Consider the following 16,735-nt stretch of genomic DNA (forward strand, 5'->3'; position numbering starts at 1 on the left):
CGTCCATCACATCAGCCCATTGAATTTTTTCCGCGCTTTGCTATCCCCGCAAAGACCTTATGCCGAGGGATGCGAATGTTATGGCACACACACAAACTCGTCGAATCAATAAATGCAATTCCCGTGGGTTTCCCTTTTCATTGTGTCAGATAACGGCACAGGGGGACTAAAACGGAAGGGGCGACACTGATAAAACGGGTATAACTGAGTAGAGTGAGAAAATCGTTATGATGATATCGCCAAATATGTTCCAGATAAAAGTTTTTAAAATCAATGTAATGAGACATGTGGAAGAGGATCAGGATGGTCATGATTTCACTGGGATACATGTGACCTTGTCGGCGACGTAGACGATACCCCTTATTGAGGCAAAATTGGTCCCATTGGGGAACGAAAAAACGACAAAAGTCGAAGAGGTGTCCCATGGAACAAGTTATCGGCATTGACCTGGCAAAGCGAGTGTTTCAATTACATATTGCCTCCCCGCTTGGAAAAATGATTAAAAATACGGGGGTTTCACGCGATAAACTGACGGCTTTCATTGCGCAACAACCCCCTTCAAAAATTGTCATGGAAGCCTGTGGTAGTGCAAATTACTGGTGTCGCCAATTTAAACGCTTTGGTCACGAAGTGAAGCAAATCAGTCCCCAATATGTCGCTCCCTTCAGAATGGGCAGCAAGAATGATAAAAATGATGCCATGGCTATTGTGGAGGCAGACAGTCGTCCGGGAAAGCGTTATGTGCCGGAAAAAACACAGGCACAACAGGATATTCAGTGTTTGCATCGGGTTCGCCAGCGGCTAATGAAAAACAGAACGGCGCTGATTAATCAAAATTGGGGATTAGGCTTGGAATATAGCATTGCTATCCCAGAAAGCGCTCATAAAGTTGCACAGTGTTTGCCTGAGCATCTGGAGCGCGGAAAATGACCTGACGCCAATGAGCCGTGAACTGTTTCAGGAACCGTTGTTTGAACTCAAAGAACAACAGCAGCGCCTGATGGAGCGGAATAAACGCCTCAACCACCTGAATGCGCAACAGGAAGATATCGGACGGTTACTGACACTGCCGGGTATCGGTCCGATGGGCGCATCGGCTCTGATGGTCGCCTTGGGCGACAGCAATGACTTCAAAAATGGCCGCCATTTTGCCCGCTATCTGGGGCTGGTACCCAGGGAACAGAGCAGCGGAGGCAAAGTCAGGTTATTGGGGATCACGAAACGCGGAGATAGCTATTTGCGTGGAATACTGATCCACGGTGCCCGCTCAGTGGCTTATCGGGTGCAAAAACTCCCCGATGAACAATGTAATGGATTGCAGCGTTGGTTAAAAGGCGTGATAACCCGTAGCGGACTCAATAAGGCAGCAGTAACGTGGGCACTGGTCAACCAACAATCGAATTATGAAGCGCGATAAGTCACCCTTTATGTAGCAAAAGTCCGTAAGTTGATGTCATTGACAGGTAGTACCGACTCTCTGTGAACCTGGTAACCCGATCAGTCTATCGAGACTGTTGAATTAATGGGGACAGAGAGTGCGGATTTTCATCAGGGCTCACTGAAGCCGAATATATGTTTGCGACTACGTTGTCAGAAAAATTCACCCACTCACTTGAATTAAGTCGGTGTCCATATATCGGGTTAATCATCATGAGGTCTCTGAAACGTGTTAGAATAGAGCCCTCGGAGAACACTACACATCAACAATAATAGGTGTACCCTGTTTGATTAAAGAGTTGGCGATAATATTACGATGGATTTCAGATGTTCCATCGATAATTCTGAATAACCGTGCATCGCGATAAAAGCTTTCTATTAGATGACCGTCATGGCAGCCCGAAGCACCAAAAATCTGTACGGCATGATCAGCAACTCGCCCCAGCAGTTCGGTAACAAACACTTTCAGCATCGAAATTTCTTCACGACATAATTCTCCCTTATCCATTCGTCTAGCCGTTTCCCACAACAATGCCCGCGCTACCCGAATCTCAATAGCACAATCTGCAAGTATGTATTGAATATTTCCCGTTTCAATAATAGGTTTTCCAAATTGGTGACGTTGTTTGGCATATTTCGTCATCAGATCAAGTAAACGCACACATTTACCCAAACCACGTGCTGCAACTTTCGCAAGACGTGCTCTGCCCAGAGTTTGACATAATATCTTAAACCCTTGATTCACCTCCCCCAGTAAGGAGTCTTCTCCCAGATGAATTTGGTTAAATATCAGTTCATTATGGCTAGTACCAACAAATCCCATCATATTAAAACTCTGTCCGAGAGAGAAGCCGGGCATATTTTTGTCTACCAGAAATAGTGAAATTCCTTTCGCCTCCAATTCAGGGGCGGTTTTCGCTGCAACAATAAAATAGTCGGAGTACTCAGCATCACTGATATACACTTTCCGGCCATTAAGCACCCACCCCTGATCGATCTTGGTTGCACAGGTCTTAATGGAAGCAGCATCAGAGCCAGCTTCAAGCTCAGAAACAGCTAGAGAGCACCAACGATCTCCTTTCAGTGCCGGAAATAAGTATCGTTCCTGTTGAGCAGCTGTACCCAACATAAGACATTCATAGATATTTCCCGTAGCCCGTCTGGTTAAAATATCTTTTGTAATCCCCAGTTGTTCTTGGACGAGTACATTTTCAAATGTACTCAGTCCGACACCACCATATTTAAAATCAATATTAGTCGCAAACAACCTAGATCCTTGCCCCAGTCTCATCAGAGTTTTGGCTTGCTCCGGCTCAATTCCTCCCTGTTGAGTCACCATATTCTCCAGTGGCACAAGATGTTCCCAAGCAAAGCGACGTGCTTTTTCGACCAGTGCCCGCTGGTCTAGTGTTAAATGAGTCATCCCCCATTCCTTCTGACTAACATCCAGCTAAGTTCAAATCATTTAATAATAAAATGTCGACATATCTTCACAAACCTGACGAAATGCTTCAGCAAAATACTTAGCATCATCGTGAGTCAGGGTCAGTGGTGGCTGAATCCGCATCACACGATTACTGTTTGCAGTCATAAATGTCAGAATCTGATGTTCTTGTGCTAACTTAGTGACAATGCGCAAAACAAACATATCTTCCATGCCTTGCTCTATCTCATGAATGGCCACATCAATATGATATTTAGCTTTATCTGATAACAGATGGTAAGTTCCAGCAGAATCCCAACTGAAACGGTGAGCCAACTCATTAACGGTGGCAGCAACACTTCCGGTAAAGGGCTGCTCGAACTCAACGGCTAGCATGAGGCCTTTTCCCCGAACCGATTTCACAAACGGGTAGTTGCCTACAGCTTCCAGTAATAATTTTTTCAAATAGGAGCCCACATCCATGGCATTTTCGGCCAATTTTTCTTCTTCAATCAACTTAAGTGCACCCAAAGCAACAGCCGCAGCCAGATTCCCACCGCCAAATGTTGATGTATGTAATATAAACCGATCTACACTGCCATAAGCCGCATCCCACACTTTAGGAGTAGAAATTGTGGCACCAATAGGTATCACACCGCCAGACAACGATTTCGACAGAGTCAGAATATCAGGGCAAACCTGCTCCCACTCACAGTAAAACATTTTTCCAGTACGTCCCAGCCCCGTCTGGATTTCATCCAAAATAAGCAAACAGTCATACTGATCACAAAGACGACGCACAGCGTGTAGATAGCCTTGAGGTGGAAGAATAACACCACCTTCACCTTGGATAGGTTCCAGAATAAACGCAGCAATATTGCCCGATTTCAATTGCTGTTCCAATGCAACTACATCCCCAAACGGAATGACATGACACTGACTCAACAAAGGTTCAAAATACTTACGGTGCTTCTCCCTTCCAGTCACGGAGAGAGCCCCCATGGTTTTTCCATGATACCCATTTTCACAATATAACAATGTACTTTTATCCGATGCGGCCAATGCTAGTTTTATTGCAGCTTCAACAGCTTCTGTCCCGGAATTACTGAGAAATACTCGTGATAAAGCACCCGGTGCTATATTGGCCAGTTTTTCTGCCAATAATGACGCCTGGTATGGAATCGATGCATACTGAATAAAAGTAGGTTGTTGATGTGCTAAATAATTCGTCACCGCTGCCACAATTGCTGGATGGTTATGACCAACGTTTACACATCCATAGCCAGAAATAAAATCATAATATTCAATCCCTTGAGTATCGGTCAGTTTGAGTCCTTCTCCTTTAACAAATACTCTTTCCAGATGATTATGTTCATAAAAATCGATCATTTCAGGGTTGATGTACTGGCGGAAACGCTCTACTGTCTCTCTGAAATTCGAGGTACCAGGGTGAGAAACCACTTCTGCAGGAGGTTGAGGACGATGATAACGTCGGATTGCTATCCAATCCTGCTCTTTTATATGCCTCCCCAAGCTGGCAAGCGGGGCTGTGCTAAAACCATGCTTTAAGGCAATTTCTCCAATATCAAGAACCTTATCGCAATCTAACTCTCTACCTATAGAGTAAAGTTCTGCTCGTTCTTCAAGCGCAAGAATCAAAGTTTCAGCCAGACATCCATTCATAAACATTTTTGGCTCTAACTCAGGTTGGGCCCCGCCAAAAGAGACCTGTTCATTGGCAGAAATCAATCCCCCATCAAGCAAGAGTATATCTCGCCTTGGTTCATCCTGAGGCAAAACATCCTGGGGAAGTGCCACATCAATCACCACTGAACCAGGTTTTAATCTAGCAGGGTCAATCACTCCACCAGTAGAGGTTGCAGCTACATAAAACAAAACAGTTGGGTAACATGTGCTAATATCATTAGTCAGCCGTATTTGAGCGTGATAGGTTTCGGGCAGATAAGACAACAATTTTTCGGTAACCGCTTCACGGTGACGATGCACCAGATATAAGCGAACCCCTAAAGGTAGTAATAAGCGGGCAAGCACTAGGGCAATGGAACCTGGATAGCCAACAATAGCTATTTCGGCCTCATCTCCTCTTATATTTAAATTTGCCAATGTGTCGAGTATATTCCGGTAAGCCACATAAGCCGTCAGAGAATTCCCTGTCGTTACCGGAAGTACAGCCTGTTCAGCTGTTTGTAAACCACGTTGACCTACAATACCCGTGAATCCACCTAACCCCACCAACTCTGCCCCTTCCTCCCAAAGCTGATTAACTCCTGTCACTACACGCTCACTAATCACTTTGGGCTGTGTTAGCATTTCTTCAGCAGTTAATGGCATGTAATGGATGGTCCCACTACAAGTGGCACCCGTTGCACTAATCACTTTTTCAAATCGTGTAAAAGGAACCAAGTTTTCACGCTGCCAAATATTCGGCTGAAACCCTTGAGCCTGATCACGGCAAGTCCGGGTAAACATATCCATCAGCTTTGCATGTCGCTTGAGGGGTATTGATGTAGGGTGTGCAATAAAACCAAATTTCACGTTACATTCCTTATACTATATTGACACATTGCCATGCTGCTTCAGAGAGCAGACTTAGCCCATCCCCATCGGAGTTATGTGAGAGCATGACGTCGATAAAATAAATGGCTTGAGGGGTTGTTAACACCGTTTTGCAATAGGCTGCATCAAAGGTTGTCCAGCGTTCACGAATGACTTGTGTTGTTGCATGCGGTTCAGGGGCAACCAGGGCATTAGAGGCAGCGGCCAGAGATAGATAACGCGACGATGCAACAAGAGAGGACTGTTTTACCTCATTGGTTGCACTTCGTTTATCGATATATGATCGAATCATCGACAACATACCATTACACAGATAAAACACAGAAATATTAATCTTCTGTCGATGTGGATTTTGCATCAATGCCTGCTCAATATGGTGTTCGATATTTGGTGTCAAATCTCTGGCACCATCACCAATAAAAGCCAGAATATTCTGGGATGATGTGCGAGCCAGATAAGGCAATGACATCAACGCATCCCCCATCAGTGCCCGACCATACCAACCAGAAAATCCTTTCCCTGTTTTCGGTAAATTCCGAATCGCACTGATCCCGCATCTCCCTACATCATAAACACCTGTATAGACAAATCCCTGATCACTGATCAAATTATGCAACTGTTTCCCTAAATGAGCATAAAAGTAATTGGGTGACATCGGCATCTGTGGCAGCCAATCTATCGGGGTTGTGTCAGGGCAATTCTGGACCCGGGCTAGTTCTCGACGGCGATAAGCAAGTACCTCTTTATCCACATTAAGTCGGGTGAGAACTGTTTTTAAGAATGAAAGTAAATAACTATGTACAGCCAGATCAGTGTAAGGAGACATGTGTTCTGAACGACAGTTCACCTGAACAATATGACATTTATTTTTAAGTTTACTGGGAGAAAGTGGCGAGGATGCCTCATCGACTTTACTTTTGAGGAAAAAAATACTCTGGCTTTCAGGCGCAGCAAGTTGCTGCGCCTCATGTAAATAACGAAAGACTTTGCGGCTGAAACCGTAGTTCGACAGAGTTCCGATATAGTTGCTAACGGGCTTTTGCTGATGGTAATCACTGACCGCCCCCGGCGACACCATCGCATCTACTAACGCTATCCCTGCTTTTTCAGCAATCTGATAAATCAGTTCGCGTTCCTGATCAATCAAATGACAACATTGCCATAGTATACGACGCTTGTCGTGGTTGATCAGGGACATCACAGCATCCATAACAGATGTTTCGTTATCCTCAATCTGTGGAGCCAAAAGATTCCACTGACTCGGATAGGGCAGCTGTTCAGGTTTTAGGGTACATTCCAACGCTGATTGTGTTGCCAAAATAAACACGGGACCTGGCTGAGACTGTAATAGCTCTCCTACTTCACTCAACCGCTCAGACAAGGTTGTTCTATCATCAATATAAACGCACGGAATTCCTTTGGCTTCAATCGATTTCTTACCATCGTAATCCCTGTGCATCGTACCTTGGAATGGATACCAGCTATTGCTAGGACTATCGGCACAAATGATGATACCCGGCGCATGAGCACGCTTTAGGTTGCATAGTGTGCCTCGAAATTCATCAATCATACCTGAGGTCACTGCAATCACATAACCATGCTGATAAAATTGCCAGCCACAAAGTGCGGAAACAGCCAGACTGTGCTCATTCGGCCCACTTTCACACAAGGTAGATGTATCATCACACAAGTGAAGCATCGAATCGATAAACCCAGAGATCATAGACCCCGTATAATAGTGGAAGTCCCAACGATTCTGGAAGTGACACTCCATATAATCATAAATAAACTGTGCCATTGATGAAATCATCAACTTAGAAGTCGTTGCTCTAACGAGCAATGGATTAATATAAACATTATCCAAGTGATCCATCAGGTTTTTTAATACCTGTATTTCCCAAATAAGAGGATCAGACCGCCTAATATTGAATGTCACAGAATCCATCATTTGCACTTGTGCATTATCAGGCGTAATTTCTGACAAAGAGAGTAAGAAAGAATAAGGCGAAAATTTCCAAGATTTCGATTGAATCAATTGAAAAAACTTATAATTGGCCTGCTCGTAATCCCCATGTTGTAAAAACAGATCATCAGCAATCACCAGATCGAATGTTTTGCTTGGGTGCGATGCAATATCAGCCAAAACTGCATCCAGTGTTTCGTACGTCATAACATGAAAAGAAAATTGATGCTTTTTCTGGTAAGCCAGAAAGTATTCCCTAGCTTTCTGAAGCAAGTACGTCATAGTGAAGTCAACCGAAACTGCCGAATTGGGTTCCCAGACCCCACAGTGACCAGATTCAGTGGCAATTGATAGTTCCAGTTTGTTAATTGCTTCCTTCACACCTTGACTTACAATTTGAGACTGAGTGACCACACAAATTCCGATGGAATGATGCATAAGCTCTCCATAATTATTCATCAAAATGTACTAGCTTTGATTGCTCCTGAAACCACAAGCAAAGCTTGATATAAGAAAAAATAACCATAAGGCATTTCTACAACTTGTTGATTATTTTCAGAAGCGGTATAACAACATCCAACAAACCTGATTGTTTCGCCCTCTTCGATAAAACTGGGATTAGTGAGTACCTGATGCAGTAAAGTTTTGCCCCTTTCCCACCAAACAGAATGCCCACCACAAGCTTCATCCAGCTTAAAAAAAGCTACAGCACTGATAAGTGTTGCAGAAGGGTCAAGAACATAATGTCCCGTCTTAGGAACATCGGAAGAATCATCGGTATAGTCTTGCCACCATACACCACAAGATAATTCCGCTACGTGAAGAAATGTCTCTGGGTTATATAAAGCAGCACAGGCCATTCCTAACATTCCCCAACTCTGCCCACGTGGCCAACTACCTGCTTTTCCCACTGATTGCCATTTTTCCGAACTCTCTGACGGATCAAAATGACTGTGGGTATAAAATTTTCCTGAAGAGTGAATTAATTGACGGACAGTTAATCGGGCATGTGCTTGCGGCATTTCCTGCCAATTATGATGTACACCTAACTCAACCAATGCGGCACAAGGATCTATTGATAGGCAATTGTTCCCATGTTTTCCTCCTCCCATTTCAGTTCCAACAGGAAATCCCTGCCAAGGGGCAAATGTCTGACACAATTTTTCCTGAAATTGGAAGATAAGTTCGCCAGCCTGAGCATCATTCACTAAACGCAAAGCTGGACCAAATCCGTACCAAGCATTCATCGCCCGAAATACAGACTGAACATGTTTCCCTGCCTGTATTTGCTCCCAACGGAATTGGGTACGGGATATCAAGGTAGCGTGATTTGAGAAATAACCCGCCAGCCAACAACTCCCCGCCCAGAATCCAGCAACCCAAGAACCACGAGATGATGTTACCCATGACGGACTATCGGTAAGTCGATATAAAGGAAAACAAGGCGCAATCTGTTTCTCAATCTTAGCCACAGATACCGCCAATTTATGAATCAATTTCTGGTAATCGAAGCTCATCATGAATACTTTCTGTTTACATTATCTGTGACAAAGACCAGCGCAAACGGAGCACTGCAAGAAAACTGAAGCTTAACAGTATCAACATGAACACCATTCCCGCCCACATAGATCCGAAATAAGCTACTATCCACTGGAAAAGTAACGCCCCTAATGCCAGTCCGCCAAAAAATGCAAAGGAAACTCGCCCAGATGCAGTAGGTATCTCGCCAAAACAATCATGATGCAGAATCATAGACATCGCCAGAGCATTACTTGCTACAAGCGTACAGCCGATCCCAATTACCCCTACATAAATCAGCCAGAGGTTCTGTGCAGTGGCATTGAATGTCGCAATTAATGCAAGAAATGCGAATACAAACAATAAAGCCAATAAATCGGATTCCTGCTTAAAACGACTTGCTAGAGGTGTCAGCACTAAACGAGAGATCCAACCCATCAGCCCGAATAACGTGACAAGAAATGCAGCCTGACCAAGAGGCATTCCCAATTGAGAAGCAAACATCGGTACCTGAGTAATAAAGGCTGCCAACACAATACCAACACAACCTTGCATTAACATCAGCATACTTATTGTGTTCAATTGCGCTGTCCTGCGGGATTTCATCTGTGGAACAGTAAATTTTGGCTGCCAGTTACGGGTCGCAGCTAAAATCGCCATGAGCAGGCACACTGGAACAATAGAGCCTAACGCTGCCCGCCATCCCCATTGTACTGCAATCCATGGCAAAATTGTCCCCGCCGCCAATGCGGAGAGTTGAACCCCGGATTGCTTTAATCCCACCATGAACGATTTACGTGTAGGAGTTACCTGCGTCGCAATGGCCTGGTTGGTCATTGGATTCGCCAAAGCCTGCGCAATACCACAGACAGCTATTGCCAGTATCATCAGCCAAGGGTGACTTGCCAGAACCAATGCTGCAAATGCTCCACCAGTGAGCAAAAACAACATAATACTTGCCCAACGGATACCTAATTTTTTCACCCATCTCCCAGCGGGTAAGGATAAAATCGCAGATACACCAAATGCTGCTAGCGTAAATCCCCCCAAAAGTTCGCGGTCAATCTCACCCTCCTGTAACATAAAGGGCGCTAATGCTCCACTAGCGTAAAGAATCAGCATAGGCAGTGCCATCGCCAGTACTAAAATAAATCCCAGCGATAACTCCGTCTTTTCATTATGGGTTTCATTTTGAATCACCATATATGCTTACCCCTCCGATTCACCGATGTATTTTCAATACAAGAAGTTTGAGTCAATTCTGATAACATATTATGAAGAGTAGGCTTATCAACTTTACCTGCTGGACTAAGAGGTAATTGACTGAAATGGCAAAGATATTCTGGTAATTTATGCTGCTCTAATCCATATGACTGCAAAAACTGCGCTACATCATTCAGAGAAAGTGGCTGCATGCCTTCCCGCAGTGACAAACAGAGACAAATTCTCTGTCCTAAGTCTCTATCAGGAATGGCAATACATGCAGCACTGACAATACCCGGGTGATTAGTCATCAGTTTCTCAATCTGAGTAGGACTAATATTGACTCCTCCACGGATAATGACATCCTTCTTTCTTCCCATCAGATTGAGATAGCCACTTTCATCAATGCACCCCAAATCACCGGTATAAACCCAACCTTTTTGATCTCGGTACTTTTCATCCAGCATAGGGGAATTCACGTACTGCATGGGAGAAATGGGTCCACGAGCCGCAATTTCTCCAATTTGCCCCTGAGGCAACGGTTGATGATGCTCATCAACAATTCGGATATCACAAATGGAAGGATTAGGGCGCCCAACTGTCATAGCAATCTTTTCTTGTGTATCGGTCAAAGCATTAAAACAGTTCACACCATCAGCTGATCCATAAAGGCTGATAAATCGACACCCAAATTTTTCATAACAACGGTTAATTGTAGCTTCATCGATCAGTGCCCCTCCACTGATTAGTGCGACCAAATCACGAAGATCCAAGTCATTCAGGCGTTCATCGGCAACAATTCTCTGGAACATGGTTGGCACACCGAGAATGTGAGTCGGGCGATAATCATGAATCGCCTCCAATGCTGCATCGACACTAAATTTAGGCAAAATGACAACCGTGCCGCCCAGCCATGCTATAACACATGCACTGGCAGTAGAACCAAATGCCGAGCCCAGAGGCATCAGATACAAAGGAACAAACCTCGTATGGCTTCCTCTTAGTTCTTCCATAAAACGTCCCCGTCCTCCTAACAAGGCGTTATGGGAATATGCAACTAATTTAGGCTCTGATTCAGAACCGGAAGATATAAGAAAACGCACTGGATCATCAGCGGAAACCAAAGGAAATTGTGTTAAAGGCTTCCCATCAAGTAATGCTTCAAATGACAGCCAATAGTCACGAGTTTTCCCCACGGTGATCAAAACACGCAGCGACAGTATCAAAGGCCGTAAGGCTTCGATAATCTGACATATATCACCCTGATCATTCCGGTTCTCAACAATAATTGCACGCGCCTGACTACGTTTGAGGATCGACTCAATATCCAACCGACCTCTTCCCGATGGAATAGGGCACACCACTACTCCTATAGCGGCGGCGGCCATATCAATGACAATCGAACGCCAACTGTTACTCAACTGATAAACAATCACATCACCACGCACAAGTCCCGCATTAGCTAGACCTGCTGCCAATCTCAAACTTTGCTGATAAATTTCAGAATAACGATAATTTCCATCCTGAGAACAAACTGCTAACTCATCAGGCTGTTTTTCAACTTGCTGAAGAAAGGCTTCAAATACAGTTGAGTCCGGATAAGCACCTGATGCTTTCCATTCATGGCGAACTGATTCGGGGACTAAATTGATAATACCTGCTGGATTCATGAGGGCCTCCATAATTCACGTAATTGTGTGTAACTTCCTCTCATCAAATAAGGTTCAACAAGTGGATGTGTAGGGAGTAATGCCAAATCAGTACAACACCATTCGGGTAAAGAATTCACTTTGGGAATAGGCGAATTACCGGTGAGAATGGGTTCTATCAACATCGTCGCAGCCCCCAGCAATGAGCTTCTAACACTCAGCCCTGACGTGCCTCTAACCCGACAGTAAAGCGCCATGATCGCTGCCTGTGCAGCAAGAATACCCCCGAAAACATCAGTCGCTGTAAACAACGTACCACCTTTGACACCCGCACTTTGGGCAATCACATCCGCCATACCGGAATAAGCCTGAGCCATAAAATCCGTACCAGGGATCGTCATCTCATTGTCTAATATCCCCCAACCGCCTGCATAGACATAGACCAAATCAGGGTGATTAAGGCTTAAGTCAGGGATATCCAATGCCAACTCAGATGCTTTTCCCGGAGCCCAGTTGTGTATAAATAAGTCAGCATCATGGACCAATTTTTCGATGGTTTGTTTTCCCTCTGCTGATTTGATATCTACTTCAACCACCTGCTTACGGGCATTCAACGCCTGAAAACGGGCAGAAGAATCACCAGCCAGAGGAGGCATATCACGCAATGGATCGCCTCCCAGAGGCTCTATGCGCGTCACAGTTGCTCCAAGCATGGCGAGTAAATGCCCAGCCATAGGTCCCTGAATTCTCCGACAGGATTCCACCAGACGGATTCCTGCAAGTGGCAGCCCGGTTGTATTCGCAGTGTCTGAGAGCATACGAGAAGGCTTTCTGGCCTCATCACCAATGGCTTTGATAGACCAAGGGCCGTACTCAAGTAGTGACTGAAAATCTCGATCCATCTTACAATCTTGAATACGCCTGACAGGTGTAATTGCAATTCCTGTCTGACAAGCTTGAGCGGCCAAATCTGCATAGACGTGACTGGTAAGCAGTGTCAGCATCTCTACAGGTAGTGACATAGTCCCTTTGGCATATCGCTGCATAAAGGTATGCCAACCTCTGCCTATTTGCTGAATATTAGCCCCTAATTGAATCCAAAACTTCTGCCAGAGCTGTGGAGAAAGAGACTCTAATTCAAACAAGACACCATCAAGAGACATAAAAGGAGGCCTGAGAGAAGTATTTGCTTCACCACATGAGAACACCTCAGCTCCAGTTTCGGCAGTAGCGCCTGCCAGATATTGTCCGATAGCTAGTACTCCGGCTTGCACGAAATCAAAAGTAGCTTTCTGTATCCTGCTGCCCCTATGTTGTGCGATTAACCCAGCCAATAGCTGTTGCAATACCAAAGAAGCACTGATTACCGAAATATATTCAACGCCTAGCGGAGCAATCCGATCCAATGAACGGCTGTGAACGGCAACCAATCCGGTCAGTGCCTGTAACGCCACTTCATCACAAACCTGTCCATTGATCACAGGCGAAGTAACCGTGAGCATAAATTGCCAGCCTTCCTGCTCTTGTAGTATCACCACCAATTCGTTGTTCGAAGCCTGAACTGAAGATTCATTCACTGCAATACCGATTTTCTCTGCCTGAGAATTTAATGCCCTGATAAACGGGGCAAACGCCGCATCGGTCTGACTAAATGTGCCACTGAGCCGCAATGACTGAAATATTTTTTTTCTTGGCATGAAAACACCCCGATTACAATAAATAATGGTTCTGACGTTGTGAGTTAACCACCAGCCACTGCCGGAAGGATTGTGATAACGTCGCCAGCTTTCACAGTAGTTTTCAACCCATTTCCAAACCGGATGTCATCATCATTTACATAGAAATTAATAAATCCGTGAACTTCTCCGTCCCTCACTAAACGATCTTTAATTCCTGGGAAATCAATATCTAAGTTATCAATAACTTCACAAACATTTTCACCAGAAGAGGTTACCGTTTTCTGGTCATTGGTGAATGTTCTTAAAATAGTAGGTATATGAACCATGACAGACATAATTATTTCCTCACTGAGTAATTTTTATGATTTCTTCGACTGCATGCCCCTGTACATATCGGTAGCTACGCAGTTCAAGCCGCGACTCTGGAGCAGTAGAAAGAATGACATGGTGAATTTGGGGTGAAACAGAAAAAGCTAAGTCTTCTCTACTCGGGTAAGCCCGTGAGCCAGAATGAGAGTGGTAAAGGACAATCGGTTCTAGTTCTTTTTCCTCCATTTGACGCCAGACCTGGAGCTGCTGTCTCGAATCAAAGCGGAAATAGACCTCAGAAGCAGCACTATTGTGTATTGGAATAACCAATTCAGGTTTATCGCTCCCACAGGGACCAACAATGAGTCCACAAGCTTCAATTGGATGTTCTTTCTCAGCATGTTTCACAATTTCATCCAATTGGGCTTGAGATAACACTAGCATTGGATACTCCTTAATATGTCGCTTGTGAGGAATCGACTTGGCGGATCCAATTTAAGATACCGCCTTCCAGACTAAATAGTGACTTAAATCCCTGCCTCTGCATGGCAAGCAGTGCTTTTCGGGAGCGTCTACCCATCTTGCAATACACAACTACCGGACTTTGTCGATCAAGCAATTCCAGCCTTCTCCCATTTATAATTTCTTGTTGAGTTATCCCAATAGCGTTGTCGATACTACAGATAGCTCGTTCGCCAGGCTCTCGTACATCTACCAATTGAACAGCTTCTCCCCGCTCCAACATTTTCTGAAGCTCTTGTGGAGTTATTTGGGAAACAACCTCATCAAGAGCTTGTGATTTGAGACCACAAAAGAGCTGATAATCTGTCAATTGTGTAATAACCATACGATTTGGAGCACGACGAAGCGGTAACGTACGATATGTCATATCCAACGCGTCATAGACCATCAAACGACCTAAAAGGCTTGTTCCTGTCCCCGTAATCAATTTGATGGCTTCGGTCGCCATAATAGAACCAATAGCGGCACATAGTACTCCAAATACTCCACCTTCTGAGCAAGAGGGAGCATGTTCAGGTGGTGGAGGTATAGGATATAAATCACGGTAGTTTAGTCCCAGCCCACTTGGTGCATTTTCCCAAAAAACGGACGCTTGTCCTTCAAAACGGTAGATAGATCCCCATACATAAGGCTTGCCAGCGAGCACACAAGCATCATTTACCAGATAGCGGGTTGAAAAGTTATCCGTTCCATCAAGTAATAAATCGTACTGACGGATCAGTTCTAATGCATTATCTGGTTCAAGGCGTTGTTGATGACAAATGATATGAGTAAGGCGGTTAGTTTCTTGTATTGACTGACGGGCACTATCCGCTTTGTTGCGCCCGACATCGGACTGACCATGAATTATCTGACGTTGTAAATTTGATTCATCAACCACATCAAAATCGATAATTCCTATTGTTCCAACACCTGCTGCCGCTAAATAGAATAATATGGGTGATCCTAATCCCCCGGCCCCTATCACTAACACTTTGGCATTTTTTAGACGACACTGACCGATATATCCAATATCCGGCAATAATAAATGACGGCTGTATCTCTCCTTTTCCTCTTTATCTAAGTGAGGTGCAGGCTTGACAAGCGGTGGTAATTTCATTGTGATCCTCCACTTTCTTTTTATCTGTCCCGCATGCAAATAATCGGGCCTTCAACATACAGTTGGATATTTAAAAGGAGGGCAAATAGTAAAAATATCAAACGACGAGCTAATTTTTATCATTCTATGAACACAAATCTGGCTCGTTCATCATTTGATATTAGATTGCTCCGCGTCTTATATCGGGCGACACCACAATCCCTATAGTGATATTGGACAGGTAAAATGGTTTTGAAACGGGGCTGTTATCAATTGCTGATAGAAATAAGCGAAAAACCTCCTCATTCTCGCAAGTTATCAAAAGTGACTCACAGATGAATTTGTCAATAAACGAAATTAACGAGCAACAATATTTATTTAATATGCTATTAGGCCCAATTCGCTGGAATATACTCGCATTCGCATTCCAGCACAGATTGTTTGATCACTTCATCACTATGGTCGATGCAACCACTGTGGCCCAACAATTCAATTGGTGCCCAACACGATTAACATTACTTCTCAACTCTTATGTTTCCCTAGTAATTATGGAAAAACAAGCCCAGAGTTTTTCCATTAAATCCAATTATCAGCCTTACTTGCTTAGTCATTCACAACATTATCTCGGGGAAACGCTCTGCTCGCTGGCAGAAATCAAATCTCTCACATTGACGAAATCTGCCGAATGGCTGGTACAAAACACACAACCAGAACAACAAATGGATATGCATGACCAACGTTTTTGGCAAAAAGCGACATCGCGTTTACGAGCTTTTCACCGAAGTACAAGAAACCCAATCTTGTTATCTATCCTTCAGTCACTTGATAACTGGCAAGATGGACTGCATTTCCTTGATGTAGGTGCAGGCTCTGCGGAGCTAGCCCAAAATATTTTAGCTATTCACCCCCAAAGCAAGATCACGTTGTTTGATTTGCCTCTATGTTGCACAGCAATACAAATGCAATTGATAGATTCAGAGGGATTTGATAAATCTAATCCCTCTCAATCCATCAAATTTCTTCCTGGTGATATGAACACCACCCCTTTTGCGGGTTCTTATCAAATAATAGTAGCTGCGATGTCTCTCTATTTTGCTACCAATCTTCAATATTGTATAAATAGGCTCTGGACATCATTATCCCCCGGCGGAACATTGATTAGTTTTCACGAATCACTGAACCAAGAACGCACTCAACCTGAGTTTCATGTATTGGGCCGCCTCCCTGCTGAACTAGCAAATGGCCCACGTTCTATCGAATCAGATCAGATTGAAGAGGCGTTAAAAACCAATCACCCCTCTCGTCTAGATACCCAAAAAATCCCAACTCCATTTGGAGAAATGGCACTAATTATTTCCCGTAAATGCATTTGACAAT

Annotated in this window: 13 protein-coding genes and 1 pseudogene; 3 read left to right on the top strand and 11 right to left on the bottom strand. The window is 44.2% G+C overall.

All coding sequences use genetic code 11. The features are described from left to right. Nucleotides 1-14: 14 nt before the first annotated feature. Nucleotides 15-443: pseudogene (locus tag ABLA85_RS15600) on the bottom strand (transposase); the annotation flags it as partial. Between ABLA85_RS15600 and ABLA85_RS15605 the strand changes: the two are divergent. Beyond that, nucleotides 424-930, top strand: coding sequence for an IS110 family transposase (locus tag ABLA85_RS15605; protein ID WP_367965300.1), 507 nt, complete (start codon nt 424-426; stop codon nt 928-930). The pseudogene ABLA85_RS15600 and the gene ABLA85_RS15605 overlap by 20 nt on opposite strands. Nucleotides 931-940: 10 nt before the next feature. Continuing rightward, nucleotides 941-1,417: a transposase gene (locus ABLA85_RS15610; RefSeq protein WP_367965301.1), complete on the top strand. Its 477-nt coding sequence runs from the start codon at nt 941-943 to the stop codon at nt 1,415-1,417. A gap of 276 nt (nt 1,418-1,693) precedes the next feature. Here ABLA85_RS15610 and ABLA85_RS15615 read toward each other — a convergent pair whose 3' ends face one another. Genes ABLA85_RS15615 through moeB form a run of 10 tightly spaced genes read right to left on the bottom strand, consistent with a single transcriptional unit; the run spans nt 1,694 to nt 15,379 of the window. Continuing rightward, on the bottom strand, nt 1,694-2,860 hold the full coding sequence (locus tag ABLA85_RS15615; protein ID WP_367965302.1) for an acyl-CoA dehydrogenase family protein: 1,167 nt from the start codon (nt 2,858-2,860) through the stop codon (nt 1,694-1,696). A gap of 42 nt (nt 2,861-2,902) precedes the next feature. Continuing rightward, nucleotides 2,903-5,416 carry an aminotransferase class III-fold pyridoxal phosphate-dependent enzyme gene (locus ABLA85_RS15620; protein WP_367965303.1) on the bottom strand — a complete coding sequence of 838 codons (2,514 nt, stop codon included), beginning with the start codon at nt 5,414-5,416 and terminating at the stop codon, nt 2,903-2,905. Nucleotides 5,417-5,426: 10 nt separating this feature from the next. After that, the gene (locus ABLA85_RS15625) at nt 5,427-7,838 is read right to left on the bottom strand and encodes a hypothetical protein (protein WP_367965304.1); all 2,412 of its coding nucleotides are present in this window, start codon (nt 7,836-7,838) and stop codon (nt 5,427-5,429) included. A gap of 20 nt (nt 7,839-7,858) precedes the next feature. Next, complete coding sequence (locus ABLA85_RS15630; protein WP_367965305.1) at nt 7,859-8,920, bottom strand: hypothetical protein; 1,062 nt, start codon at nt 8,918-8,920, stop codon at nt 7,859-7,861. Between the two features lie 13 nt (nt 8,921-8,933). Continuing rightward, nucleotides 8,934-10,121, bottom strand: coding sequence for a nitrate/nitrite transporter (locus tag ABLA85_RS15635; protein WP_367965306.1), 1,188 nt, complete (start codon nt 10,119-10,121; stop codon nt 8,934-8,936). Next, entirely contained in the window at nt 10,115-11,791 is a 1,677-nt protein-coding gene (locus ABLA85_RS15640) for a class I adenylate-forming enzyme family protein (RefSeq protein WP_367965307.1), read from the bottom strand. Before ABLA85_RS15640 ends, ABLA85_RS15635 begins: the two co-directional genes overlap by 7 nt. Beyond that, a complete protein-coding gene (locus ABLA85_RS15645; RefSeq protein WP_367965308.1) occupies nt 11,788-13,467 on the bottom strand; it encodes a CoA transferase in 1,680 nt (559 codons plus the stop codon). The genes ABLA85_RS15640 and ABLA85_RS15645 overlap by 4 nt, the downstream gene beginning before the upstream one ends. A gap of 44 nt (nt 13,468-13,511) precedes the next feature. Continuing rightward, nucleotides 13,512-13,784: a MoaD/ThiS family protein gene (locus ABLA85_RS15650; protein WP_367965309.1), complete on the bottom strand. Its 273-nt coding sequence runs from the start codon at nt 13,782-13,784 to the stop codon at nt 13,512-13,514. Nucleotides 13,785-13,794: 10 nt separating this feature from the next. After that, nucleotides 13,795-14,202, bottom strand: a complete 408-nt coding sequence (locus ABLA85_RS15655) for a Mov34/MPN/PAD-1 family protein (RefSeq protein WP_367965310.1) — start codon at nt 14,200-14,202, stop codon at nt 13,795-13,797. Nucleotides 14,203-14,212: 10 nt separating this feature from the next. Next, a complete protein-coding gene (moeB, locus tag ABLA85_RS15660; protein ID WP_367965311.1) occupies nt 14,213-15,379 on the bottom strand; it encodes a molybdopterin-synthase adenylyltransferase MoeB in 1,167 nt (388 codons plus the stop codon). Between the two features lie 314 nt (nt 15,380-15,693). On the opposite strand from moeB, the gene ABLA85_RS15665 reads away from it, so the two are divergent. Continuing rightward, the gene (locus tag ABLA85_RS15665; RefSeq protein WP_367965312.1) at nt 15,694-16,731 is read left to right on the top strand and encodes a trans-aconitate 2-methyltransferase; all 1,038 of its coding nucleotides are present in this window, start codon (nt 15,694-15,696) and stop codon (nt 16,729-16,731) included. Nucleotides 16,732-16,735 lie beyond the last annotated feature (4 nt).

This window comes from Xenorhabdus sp. SGI246 (assembly GCF_040838225.1).
GTDB lineage: Bacteria > Pseudomonadota > Gammaproteobacteria > Enterobacterales > Enterobacteriaceae > Xenorhabdus > Xenorhabdus indica.

What these genes read in the sequence shown, in the direction of transcription:
- ABLA85_RS15665 (WP_367965312.1), top strand. Translation starts at nt 15,694, where the DNA reads ATGAATTTGTCAATAAACGAAATTAACGAGCAACAATATTTATTTAAT.
- ABLA85_RS15615 (WP_367965302.1), bottom strand. Translation starts at nt 2,860, where the DNA reads ATGACTCATTTAACACTAGACCAGCGGGCACTGGTCGAAAAAGCACGT.
- ABLA85_RS15650 (WP_367965309.1), bottom strand. Translation starts at nt 13,784, where the DNA reads ATGTCTGTCATGGTTCATATACCTACTATTTTAAGAACATTCACCAAT.
- ABLA85_RS15630 (WP_367965305.1), bottom strand. Translation starts at nt 8,920, where the DNA reads ATGATGAGCTTCGATTACCAGAAATTGATTCATAAATTGGCGGTATCT.
- ABLA85_RS15635 (WP_367965306.1), bottom strand. Translation starts at nt 10,121, where the DNA reads ATGGTGATTCAAAATGAAACCCATAATGAAAAGACGGAGTTATCGCTG.
- moeB (WP_367965311.1), bottom strand. Translation starts at nt 15,379, where the DNA reads ATGAAATTACCACCGCTTGTCAAGCCTGCACCTCACTTAGATAAAGAG.
- ABLA85_RS15610 (WP_367965301.1), top strand. Translation starts at nt 941, where the DNA reads ATGAGCCGTGAACTGTTTCAGGAACCGTTGTTTGAACTCAAAGAACAA.
- ABLA85_RS15625 (WP_367965304.1), bottom strand. Translation starts at nt 7,838, where the DNA reads ATGCATCATTCCATCGGAATTTGTGTGGTCACTCAGTCTCAAATTGTA.
- ABLA85_RS15605 (WP_367965300.1), top strand. Translation starts at nt 424, where the DNA reads ATGGAACAAGTTATCGGCATTGACCTGGCAAAGCGAGTGTTTCAATTA.
- ABLA85_RS15645 (WP_367965308.1), bottom strand. Translation starts at nt 13,467, where the DNA reads ATGCCAAGAAAAAAAATATTTCAGTCATTGCGGCTCAGTGGCACATTT.
- ABLA85_RS15640 (WP_367965307.1), bottom strand. Translation starts at nt 11,791, where the DNA reads ATGAATCCAGCAGGTATTATCAATTTAGTCCCCGAATCAGTTCGCCAT.
- ABLA85_RS15655 (WP_367965310.1), bottom strand. Translation starts at nt 14,202, where the DNA reads ATGCTAGTGTTATCTCAAGCCCAATTGGATGAAATTGTGAAACATGCT.